Source organism: Candidatus Burkholderia verschuerenii, assembly GCF_001189365.1.
In the GTDB taxonomy this organism is placed as follows: Bacteria; Pseudomonadota; Gammaproteobacteria; order Burkholderiales; family Burkholderiaceae; genus Caballeronia; species Caballeronia verschuerenii.
In genome coordinates, this window is sequence record NZ_LFJJ01000179.1 from 1 (window position 1) to 11,359 (window position 11,359).

The 11,359-nt window shown below is 58.1% G+C and carries 7 protein-coding genes and 3 pseudogenes; 5 read left to right on the forward strand and 5 right to left on the reverse strand.

The genetic code is table 11. The features are described from left to right. Positions 1-152 precede the first annotated feature (152 nt). A complete protein-coding gene (locus tag BVER_RS23325) occupies positions 153-626 on the reverse strand; it encodes an Lrp/AsnC family transcriptional regulator (protein WP_050455310.1) in 474 nt (157 codons plus the stop codon). Positions 627-751: 125 nt separating this feature from the next. Between BVER_RS23325 and BVER_RS23330 the strand changes: the two are divergent. Further along, a pseudogene (locus BVER_RS23330) lies at positions 752-1,351 on the forward strand (cysteine dioxygenase family protein). Positions 1,352-1,372: 21 nt separating this feature from the next. Here BVER_RS23330 and BVER_RS23335 read toward each other — a convergent pair. Together BVER_RS23335 and BVER_RS34455 are read right to left on the reverse strand one after the other, a co-directional pair. After that, positions 1,373-3,918 (reverse strand): annotated as a pseudogene (locus tag BVER_RS23335) (mechanosensitive ion channel family protein). A gap of 155 nt (positions 3,919-4,073) precedes the next feature. After that, on the reverse strand, positions 4,074-4,439 hold the full coding sequence (locus tag BVER_RS34455; RefSeq protein ID WP_502255036.1) for a BCAL1086 family glycoprotein: 366 nt from the start codon (positions 4,437-4,439) through the stop codon (positions 4,074-4,076). 342 nt (positions 4,440-4,781) lie between these two features. Here BVER_RS34455 and BVER_RS23345 point away from each other — a divergent pair, with 342 nt between their 5' ends. The 4 genes and pseudogenes from BVER_RS23345 (at position 4,782) to BVER_RS30545 (ending at position 7,852) form a co-directional block, all read left to right on the forward strand. Then, a complete protein-coding gene (locus BVER_RS23345; protein ID WP_050455311.1) occupies positions 4,782-5,363 on the forward strand; it encodes a DJ-1/PfpI family protein in 582 nt (193 codons plus the stop codon). 166 nt (positions 5,364-5,529) lie between these two features. Next, on the forward strand, positions 5,530-5,829 hold the full coding sequence (locus tag BVER_RS23350; RefSeq protein ID WP_198155339.1) for a hypothetical protein: 300 nt from the start codon (positions 5,530-5,532) through the stop codon (positions 5,827-5,829). 791 nt (positions 5,830-6,620) lie between these two features. Then, a pseudogene (locus tag BVER_RS23355) lies at positions 6,621-6,863 on the forward strand (helix-turn-helix domain-containing protein); the annotation flags it as partial. A 71-nt stretch (positions 6,864-6,934) separates the two neighbouring features. After that, entirely contained in the window at positions 6,935-7,852 is a 918-nt protein-coding gene (locus tag BVER_RS30545) for an AraC family transcriptional regulator (protein ID WP_157056188.1), read from the forward strand. Here BVER_RS30545 and yddG read toward each other — a convergent pair. Both yddG and BVER_RS23365 read right to left on the reverse strand, forming a co-directional pair. Next, positions 7,751-8,641 (reverse strand): aromatic amino acid exporter YddG, encoded by an 891-nt coding sequence (gene yddG / locus BVER_RS23360; RefSeq protein WP_050455314.1) that lies wholly within the window; start codon positions 8,639-8,641, stop codon positions 7,751-7,753. The genes BVER_RS30545 and yddG overlap by 102 nt on opposite strands. 27 nt (positions 8,642-8,668) lie before the next feature. Next, positions 8,669-10,531: a B12-binding domain-containing radical SAM protein gene (locus BVER_RS23365; protein ID WP_083452317.1), complete on the reverse strand. Its 1,863-nt coding sequence runs from the start codon at positions 10,529-10,531 to the stop codon at positions 8,669-8,671. Positions 10,532-11,359: the final 828 nt, after the last annotated feature.

Consider the following 11,359-nt stretch of genomic DNA (forward strand, 5'->3'; position numbering starts at 1 on the left):
ACTTCGATCGTCTTGGCATGCCTCGCCTCACATAACCTCAACTTCCCGAACCGCCCGGTGCGGACCCGCACGCCGGGTGGTGTGGCAGGGGACCGGCCAGCTTGCTGGCCGCCCCTATGCCGATTGCCCGGTTTCCAGCACGCGCGTAAAGGTCAGCTTTCCAGCGTCGGCCTGACGGGCAGCGCCGTCGAGTACTTGATCTGCTCCATCGCGAAGCTCGAACTGACGTCGTAGAGCGGCACGGAACGGATGAGCTGTTTGTATACGCGGTCGTAGTCCTCGATATCGGAGACCACCACGCGCAGCATGTAGTCCGTCTCGCCGCTCATCCGATACACCTCGACCACCTCGGGAATATCGCGCACGGCGCGCGTAAAGTCGTCGGCCCAGGTCTGCGTGTGCTGATTGGTGCGGACCGCGACGAACATGGTCGTGCCGACGCCGAGCTTCTTCGGATCGCACAGCGCCACCTGCGCGCGGATCACGCCGGTTTCCTTCAGACGCTGCATACGCTTCCAGCACGGCGTCTGCGACAGATTCACGCGCTGCGCCAGCTCCGCGATGGGCATCGTCACGTCGCGCTGGAGCAGTTCCAGCAGCTTGCGATCGATGAGGTCCATTCCCATGCCGCACCCCTAGTAGAAAATTATTCTATTTATCGAGTTCCATGAAGAATTATATGGAAACTTCTTCTGGAAGCAAACCGGTATAAATGATGTGTCCCGCCCACAACGCACACGCTTCTGCCGAGATGAAACCCGAACCTGTCGCTCATTTCAAGCGCTTCGCGCCAAACGCCTCGCACGCGTTCGATTATCCGCGCCAAAACAGTCCGGCGGTGCGGCAACTGTGCACGGAAATCGATGCCGCTTTCGATGCCGCCGCATCCGGCACGCGCACCGCGTTCGGCCTGCACGTCCGCGAAGCGCTGCAACGCGCGATCGCCGATCCGCGTCTGTTGCGCGCGGACCAGCGCGAAGGCGCGGCGTCGGGCTATTGCCGTCATCTGCTCGCCGCCGATCCGCTCGACCGTTACGCGATCGCGGCACTCGTCTGGGAGCCGGGATAGGCGAGCCCGGTGCACGGGCATCATACGTGGTGCGGGTACGCTGTGATCGAAGGCGCGCTGGCGGAAACGCTGTATCGCTGGGACGCGGATGCGCATCGGGCGGTGGAAGTGCGGCGTCATCCGCGCGCGACGGGCGCGGTGTCTTATGTCGATGCGGGTCGCGGTGCGATCCATCAACTCGGCAATCCCGCCGATGCATCGACGCGCGCCGTCTCCCTGCATATCTACGGCGTGGCGGGCGCGCAGCTGTCGACGCACGTCAACGATCTGCTCGCCGCCTGAGCGAAGCCTGAAGCAGGCAAATCAGCCCTTACCCGGCTCCGATGCCGTGGGAATCTGCGGCGGAATCTGCACCGATTGTTCGGTCGGCGGCGGCGCGGCCTGAGGCTCGTGCGAGACATCGCGCGCCTTCGTCAAGCGCGATGCGTTTTGCGGACCAATATCGGCATCGTCCGCGTCGTCCTCGGCCGATGCTTCCTCGCCCGTCCAGATCCGATGCGCGGGCCCGGCGTTCGGCGGCGCGTCGTTGCGGGTCATCTGCACATGCATTTGCGGCACGGGAATCTCGATGCCGGCTTCGTCCATCTTGCGTTTGATACGCAAATTGAACGCCCGCGCGACGCTCCATTGCTGCAAGGGCCGCGTCTTGATCTGTCCTTTCACGACCATCCAGTTCGGATCGAAACGGTCCAGTCCCCAGACCTCGACCGGCCCGAGCATTTCGCGCCGGTAACGGAAATCGGCCATCAGGTCCGCGCCGACTTCGCGGATCATCTGCGTCACGTCGTCGACGTCGGCGGAGAACGGCATGCGCACCTCGAACACCGCGAAGGCGAAATCGCGCGACAAATTCTTCACCGTCTTGATCTGCGAAAACGGAATGGCGTGGATCGCGCCCTGCCCGTCGCGCAGGCGCACGGTGCGGATCGTCAGGCTTTCGACGATGCCCGCGTGGCCGCCTTCCACCTCGATCGAATCGCCGACCGAAATCGTATCTTCGATGATGATGATGAACAGCCCCGTGATCAGATCCGCCACCAGCGATTGCGCGCCGATGCCGACCGCGAGGCCGATCATGCCCGCGCCCGCCAGCAGCGGCGTCACGTTCAGGCCGAGATTCGCCGCCGTGACGATCGCCGCGATCATCAGCAGCGACACGAACACGACATTGCGCACCAGCGGCAGCATCGTGCGCGCGCGCATGCTGGGACCGCGCCCGCCGCGTCGCGCGGAATCGGGCCGCAGCGCTTCCTGAATGCCGGTGTCGATCAGAATCCACACCAGCCAGACGATGAAGAACGTCAGCACGATCGCGCCGACCGCGTGCGTGATGCCGCGCGCCGCGACGCTTTCCTCGGCCATCTGCGCGAGCGAATAGCCCCAGAAACGCGGCGACACTTCGAGGAACACGAGCCACACGCCGACCACGATCATCGTGCCGACGAACTTGATCAGACGCCGCACATAGGCCGACTGGCGACGCGGACGGATCGCGCGCGGCCGCGTGACACGCACGACGATCGCCGACAGAAAGAACGCGACGACCAACAGCGCGGCCGTGCCGATCGCCATCTGCAACACGTTCTCCGACGTACCGATGCCCGCGAGCGTCGCGATCACCGACGCCGTCGCCAGCAGCAGCAAGGGCAACTGCCAGAGCGACGCGACCACTTCGAAGGTTTCGGTCGCGGCCTTGCGAGTCTGGCGCTGCTCGTAACTGCGGCTGCGGATCAGATGCGCGACCGGCCGCTGGAACGCGAGCGCGAAGTACGCCGTGAGCCCCGCCGCGCCCATGTTCGCGAAGGTCGAGATCAGCGCGGACAGATTGGTGTCGAGTTGCTGGGCGACGTCGTAATTGGACGCGGCGTCGCCGAGCGTGCCGATCACGAACAGCAGCCGCCGCGCGCGGATGATCAGCACGTTCACCGCCGTGCGCCGATGCGCCGATGCGCCGAGCCGAACAGCGAGAACATGATCAGGCAGATCGCCGAGAACACCGCGCCCGCGACGATCGCGTAGGCGGTGACCATCGCGAGCGTGCGGCCGAGCGATTGCGGCATGTAGCGCGAGAACGTCAGCGCGGCGACGAAGGAGAACAGATACGGCGCGACGCGTCGCAGCGTGAAGAGCAGCAGTTCGCGCGTGGTCGGATTCGGATGCAGACCGCGATCGATGCCATAGCGCGCGTGCATCTTGCGCTGCACCCAGACCAGCACGAAGGCGCACGCGCCCCAGCCCGCGAGCATCGCGAAATAATTGAACAGCGTGCGTCCGAACGATTCACGGCTCTGGCTCGTAACGAGCGTAAACAGTTCGTTGCCCGCCGCGTTGAAGCGGCCGCCCCAATATGCGATCGGCGTTTTGCCGCGTTTGACGTCCGCTTCGATATTGGTGAGCGCCGACGCGATCGCGCCCAGCAAGCCCGCGTTCTGCGCGATGCTCGCCACCGACGACGCCGACGAACTCGCGGGCGCGCTGGCTGCCGCGGCATCGACGCCGAATGCGCCGGTAGCGGACGCATCGGATGCGGGAATGCCAGCTTCGGCGGCGCGTTTGGCGTCGCGCAGCTTTTTCAATTGCGCGACGAGTGCGCTGCGCCGACGCTCGCTGTCGAGCGTGGAGATCACGGTATCGAGCGAGCGGAGCATGTCGGCATCGGACACGGCGGGCGCGGATGCGGCCGATGCGGCATCCGGCGCTGAGGCCGGCGCGGACGGCTTGATCAGCTCTTCGAGCGATGGCAGCGTGAGCGCGGGCGCGGCGTGCGCCGCTTGCATCGTCAGCGCGAAAAAGACGGCTAAAAGCGCGTGGGGTCGTCGGAGGCGTCGAAATATCGCGGAGGCGATCATCCAAAAGATCGCGACGAACACCAGCGCGCCGTCATGCGCGAGCTTGCGTGACTTCATATCGGTCTCGATTTTTGAGAAGACCGCCAGTTTAGCGGCTGCGTCGGGCGCGCCGCCCGATCCGGTGTAACCGAATGTTAACCGTCGCGAAACGATGCTTACTTGTCGTATTCGGTGCGGGTGCCGCTCGTGCTGCTGGTGCTATTCGCGTCGGCGGCCGAATTGGCGCTCGATGCCTGCGTATGCGACGCGCCGTTGCTCGTCGCCGACCACTCCTGCAGCTTGCGTCCGGCGCTCTGCAAACCCGCGCCGGTGGCGCTCGCCGCGTTGTCGATGGCGGCATTGGTCGCGCTCGCCGCATTGGCGAAGTTCGCCCGCGCGGATGCCGCGACGCCGCTCGCCGACACATCGGGCATCGTGCCCGCATTATCGAAATTCTGTTGTGCCGACTGTTTGGCGGCATCGACCTTTTGGCCGACGTAGCTCGCGGCCTGATCGAACTTCTGGCCGGTCTGGCTCGCCAGATTGTTGAACGCGTTCCCGGCCTGCCCCGCCTCGGCGTCGTGCTTTCCGCACGCGGCCCAGCACGGCGAGCGTCGACAGGGCCAGCGCGATGCGCGTCGTGGGCTTCATCTGCATGGTGTTACCTCGGATCCTCGAACGTCCGGAAACACGCGCGGCTTGCGGCTTGTGACTTGCGCCGCGCGTATCTCGAAATTGGCGCACATCATACTCCGATCGCGCAGGCGGCCTCGGCGCGTCGCGAAAACGTCGCAAAGCCGGACGATGCGCGGCGTTAGACTGCAACCCATGTCCCACGCGCCGCATGCCGTGCGGCGCGACTTCACACCAACCGGAGGTCGACGATGGCTGCAAAGAAGATTCTTTTCCTGACCGGCGATTTTGCCGAGGACTATGAAACGATGGTGCCATTCCAGGCACTGCTGGCGGTCGGCCATTCGGTCGATGCCGTGTGCCCCGGCAAGAAGAGCGGCGACTTCATCAAGACCGCGATTCACGATTTCGAAGGCGATCAGACCTATACGGAAAAGCCGGGCCATCTGTTCCGGCTCAACGCGAGCTTCGACGATGTCGATCCCGAACGCTACGACGCGCTCGCCATCGCGGGTGGACGCGCGCCCGAATATTTGCGCATGAACGAGCGCGTGCTGGAAGTCGTGCGCCACTTCGCGAAGGCGAACAAGCCGATCGCGGCGATCTGCCATGCGGCGCAGTTGCTGGCGGCGGCCGGCGTGATCGAAGGCAAGCGCATTTCCGCCTATCCGGCCTGCGCGGCGGAAGTGCGGCTGGCGGGCGCGACCTACGCGGATATCGCCGTCGATGCCGCCGTCACCGATGGCAACTTCGTCACCGCGCCGGCGTGGCCCGCGCATCCCGCGTGGATCGGGCAGTTTCTGGGCTTGCTGGGCACGCGCATCGAGCTCTAAGCGCTATTTAACGCTGTCCGAAAGCGTCGCGCCGCCGTGAAAACACCGCGCGCGGCGCGAAATAGAATGTTGCCTCTACATTTCAGAGACTTCTGGTTCTGGCAGGCTTCGGGCTGGCATATATTCGGTGCCGGTTCCGTCCCTCCAAGTCCCCAGCATGTTCATGATGAATTCCGCCATCGCTCTCGTTGCAGGGCTGATGCTGTTCGAGCCGTTCACGCGCCCTCCCGTCTCCCGCTTCACCACGCATCGCATGCGCCGCAGTCTGGCCAAACGCTCGTACTGTCAGGCGAGCGCCGCCTTTCTGGCCGCCATGATGGTCGTGACGTACCAGCCGCCGCCCGAGCGCATCTCGCCGCTGATCGTGCTGGGCGTCGCGGCGTTGCTGATGACCGCAGGCATCTACTGGGTCGTGCGCGGCAAGCGTCTGGCGCGTCAGCGTCGCGTGTTCAACGATCTGGGCTGAACTTCTTCCGGGCGGTGATGGATCACCGCCCGCGTCTTAGCTTTCTTCGAGCGGCAATCGCGCCGCTTGATCGCATCCATCGTCCTTTTCGGACACGCCAAGCTCCGTCCCTGACTTTCATGTCCGCCTGATTACCGCCCGCGAGAATCGGGCGCGTTTCGTTTTTCGCGCAGAAACTGCTGACAGCAATCGCATACGACCCCATAATCAGATATGCATGCGCTGCAAAGTTGCGCCGTCGCAAAAAATTGTAGTGTGAATGCGTGCGACAACCGCAATCGTTTCCGACGAAAATAGAGGCTTTCCTCAGTTTCCCGCGAATGCCGTTCTCACGGGCCCGCTTTTTCGTGAAACACCGTTCGACAAAACCTGTACGTCGTTGCGTTCGACCTTGTATGATCCGGGCGCGCGAAATCACGACCAGACGGTTTTGTGCGGACAAAAAAAAAAGGCGCTACGTTGCCGTAGCACCTTAAAAGTTCTAGCCATTCCGAGGGCCGTGCTAGAACCTGAGAGACGGTATTCCGAGCGTTTCAAGCGGGAAGCGAATGGCGCACATCGCTAGTAACTTTCGAAATTCGGTTCCATTTTTTCTGGGAACGCTGCCCAAGTCAAGCAAAATTTCTGATGTCGGGCAAGTGCCCAAACCCACGCGATTACAGGGGATTGTTAATAAAAGTTCATTCGGAATGCCACTAATCGGCGAGCCTTGCACCGCTTGCAAGCTTTGATTTGCACCCGAATAGAACAACGCAATCCAGGCAGTCGAAACGATGTTTCACAAAAACTAAATGCACACGCCAAACACACCACATCCGGGCCGTGACAAACAGAGAGAGAGAGAGAGGGATGGTGAAGAGGTCACCGCGCTGGCGCGAGGACTCGATGTCCTGCGCCGTATCGCCGCCGCCGATGCCCCCGTCAGCAACCGCGAACTGACGGAATGGACCGGCATTCCCAAGCCCACCGTGTCCCGCATCACCGCGACGCTCGTCGGGGCGGGCCTGCTGCTGCGTCTGCCGGGCCGCGACCGATAGTGATGATAACTATGTTTACGCCATAGCTCTCTGCTGAGCCCTCTCCTGATCATTTGCGCAATGTCCTCGTGCAGAACGCCCGAAGCGCTAAGCCAGCGTGCGCTCCGCGCGCCATCGTTGACCTGATTCGCAAATCTAAATATCATTCCGGCATTAGGAGAGAGGGTGTAGATGATTTAAGGTGCAAGATGCTTACACGGGGCGTTTTAGGCAATTTCCGTAGCTACGGACGACAGAGCGAGACCCATATTCACGAATATGTTCAGGCCGTTTTACCTGTATCCGGCGAGATGGAGATGAATGCTGGAGGACAGAGCAATCGATTAACTCCGTCGAAGGCAATCATACTAGGCCCGAGGACAGAACATAAATTCCATAGCACAAGGAACGGTATATTTCTGGTCGTTGATATCCGGACAGACATCGCACTCCGCAACAAAAAAGAAATAGATGAGTTTGTCATAGGCGAAATAACGCCATCCCATCAAAGATTGATGAAATTTCTTGCTGAAGAATTTTACAGAGCGCCTAATGATTTGTTTAAATGCGGCCCCTTGTTCACCGCTCTTGTTGATTTAATAAAGCAGACATCGCCAAAAGATATCGTACTGTCAGAAGCTGGAAGGCACTGGAACTTCGGCATATCGGAAACGGTGCAGGCGGCTGCCAAGAAATATGGCATGTCCGAAACTACATTCCGCCGCGTAGTTAGGCGATCTTTCGGCGACAGTCCAAAAAGGCTTCAAATGGAAGAAAGACTTAGCCACGCGGAGCATCTTCTCATTTCATCCGACCGGCCTATTTCTTCAGTCGCCTTTGACGTGGGTTTCAAGAGCACCTCGTCGTTCACGAATGCGTTTCGTAGAATACATGGCATCACCCCATCAGATTTCCGATCGATAAAGCGGTTTGCTTTTGACCATGCTGACGCGCGCAGCGACAATGGCCCCGGAGGTGATCAGGAAGGCGGCGAGAATGAGCGTTAAAGAAAGCTCGGTCTTTCCTAGTCCAAAAAGAATAAAAGTCGAAAGGAGCGGCGCTGCATACGAGATAGTCCCAAGCAGTTGAATATTTCCGCGCTTAACTCCGACGTCCCAAAAATAAAAAGCGATACCGACGGGGCCAAGCCCTAGCAGTGAGATTGCGATCCAGCTTGAATAAGCCTGCGGAAAGACGGTTTCCTCCACACAAAAGTGGAGAATCCATGACGCAGCGGCGGTAGCAAGGCAGAAAACAAAAACACTCTCGGTCGGGATATCGCCGAACCGTCGGGATATAACGGAGTAACTTGACCACGTGAGAGCGCAAGCAGCAGCCAACGCAAAGCCAACCAGATATGTGCTTGAGAATTCGACCGATTGATTCGCTATGATAAGGGCAGCGCCGCAAAAGCTAAGTACAGCCCCTGCCATATGGCCAATTTTAAAGCGTTCATTCGGAAGTAAGCTGGACAAAAGAACGATTAGAAGCGGCCAAAGGTACGCTATTAGACTGGCTCCGGCAGCGGGAGCCAGCCGCAATGCGTAGAAATAAAGAACGTGGTATCCAAATAAACTCAGCGTACCAAAAAGATAGATGGGCCATCTTACTGCACCCAGAGCGGCAAGATTTCCTCGCCAAAGGGTCCAGAAAAGTCCAATCAAGCCGCCGATAGTGAAGCAAATGCTATTTAGAAGCAGTGGAGGAGTCGGTTCTGTACCGATGGTCAAGGCAGCCAAGGACGACCACAAAATAACTGCCAGAGAGCCAATGATTGTTGCGCGCGTGCGTGTCATCAATGGTCATACCTCGTTTTAAGTGAATTAAATTGCTCTATTAATACGTCGCGAGATAGGGTCATTGTCGGCAATAGGCCATGTGCCTGTCTGAAGGATCGTCTTGTAGCTCTCCATGCCATTGACCTCGACGAGAGATCGCACACGGAGCAAATTCAATTCGTCCTTGGACCATTCGCCGTTTGGCGCATCATTCATCGTCGCGAACTCGTGAGAATAGCCTTCATCGGTGTTTGTCGTCGCGTACGGTTGCAATTTTGAAAAGTGCGGTGCGCCGGGTAACGGTGTGAAGATGAAGGGATTCATGTAAGATGCACCAGCCGCCATTAAGAACCGACCATATTCGAATGTCTTCTCTATATCTTCCCGGGTTTCGACATAAAGCTTGCGACCAGCAGTTGGATTGACGAATCCGAACATCAAGCCGCCAGTCGCATGTATGGCGTTATCATATAGCGTGTTGAGTACCCGCTGAGTATAATATTCAATTGTGTTGATCGGGGGTTTGTTCGCTGTTCCCAGTGCCTCCAGATTGCTGCTTTCGACAGCAAGATAGAGACTATAACAACCGCTCTCACGCATGCGCTTTACTAGGCGATCGAGTGTAAGGCCCGATCTTTTCGCCCGCAAAAGTGGTTCGAACAGCTTTTCGCGCCCAGTTTCTTTAAGCACGAACTCTTCGCTAACTTCCGGCAGCAGTGCAATCAGAGAGAATAGTGCGACACCGCCTTCCTCAAACCAAGGCAGGTTGTACTTTTCTAACAAATCAAAAACTTTCATCGTCCACTCTGGATCATGGAAAAGATGATCATCTTCGACGATGAACTCGGTAATTCCGAACTCGACCAAACTGGCGAGATAGCGATCAAACGAGACCTCGTTCATCTTTAACCATCCGCCTTGTATCCTCGGAATTGTGCAGAAGGTGCACCGTACATCGCAGCCCACCGTCGTGAATCCATACGTAAGGTGATCATGATCGACTTGACGCTTGCCGCCAGAATGGAATGGACTGTCATAAAGGCTGAAGTCAACCAACGAGTAATCCGGTTGTGAAAACGTATCCATGCTTGGAAGGAATCCGCGAGGCCGTGTTTGAACGACGTTTCCATTGCGACGAAAGACGATACCTGCCACATCCTCGATAGGGGTTTGGTTATGCAGTGCGTCAATCATTTCCACAAATGTCACGTCACCTTGCTGGCAGACCACATAATCTGCAGGACAGTCACGCAACGCGTCTTCCGGCAGCCCCGATACGTGCGTTCCTCCCATGATAACGATAATGTTTTCGTCAATACTTTTAACCAAATCGGCAAGTGCTCGAGTGTTTCCCCACTGGTGGCTGTAATCGCACGATATTCCGACGATTTGCGGCTCAAACTCTCTAATGGCCTCAATCATCACATCGTTGGCGATTCCATAACTCCAGATTTCGCTTCCTTCCGAAGAAGTGAATGCGTGTCGCTCGTCATTCCACCCTTGGTATGCTCCGTCAATAATCTTGACTGAATACCCTTTCGCTTTAGCTTGCGTTCCCACGCGAAGCAGGCCCATGGGGACGCCTGCCCGTTTCATTTCTTCTATATAGTTCAGACCTTCAGCTTTCAGATCATGGACTAATTTTAGATCTCTCTTTAAGTGCAGTCCATTTTTCGCCGATAGGTTATCAGCTACGATGTCCAAGGGACGCCTGATCCGCGTGTATTGAGGTATTAGAAGTAGCACTTTTGCTTTTGTTGCCGGCGTTGTTTGCCATGCTTCCGTATGCAACCGAGGGATTGAATCCGGAAGTTCGCCGTCAATGAGTTTGCGCCCGAGCTTACTTTGTAGTGCGGGCCGATTGATATCAGGTCGCAATGCTATTCCATCTGCCATAACCTTAAGCATAAACTACCCTCCATCGGGTTGGCTGTATGAATTCTTCGATAATCGGTGATCTGAACAGACAAACCTGGTCCGGATACTGATGAGAAGCAGTGCACGAAGGGATGTCGGCTCTGTTGGATACGATCGGAACGACACCACGGGTTAGCAGTGTTGTTACCGCCCTAATTAGATTGCTCTGCGATAATCGTCGGCAGCTCGCGGGATCGATGATGATTTGCGCCGCTACCAAGTTTGATAGTTCGAGGCATCTGTACAGGCGGGCTATGGCGATCGTCTGGGCGATTGTCGTGGCCGCGCATAGGGCCAATCTCCGAGCGCCATGGACATTTACGCCGTCAGCGTACGATACATGCAAAGCAATGATTGCGTGGTGACCGCTGCTTTGCGCTTCACGGATGCGGTTCGCGATTGGCTGAAAGTCCGTGACTTCGTTTTCAAGGTTCTCTCGAACCTCGTATGAAGTATCAATCACAGAAATGGTACGTCTCACGTGCACGACTATGTTCTTGGGCGAAGAGGTCAATTTCCTCGCACAGTAGCAAACAGCGTTATCTTCTGTTTCGTTGAACTATTTCACAAACCGCCAAACGCTTTACATTTCAGGCGAGGAACGGGCCATTGGGCGACTTTGTAACGAGCGTTTTGGCGGCTGGTCCCGCGATGGCGGGCGGCGCTGCGATTGGGGAGGTCTCCGCGCCGCCCGCCATCGGTTATATCGGGTCGGTTGACGCTTGCCGTGCAGCGATTGGCGTCTATGGTTTATTGTCGTCCGCGAACGCGCTTTTCCCCTTTTCGGCCCAGAGCGCACGCGCCTTGTCGCGGTCATCG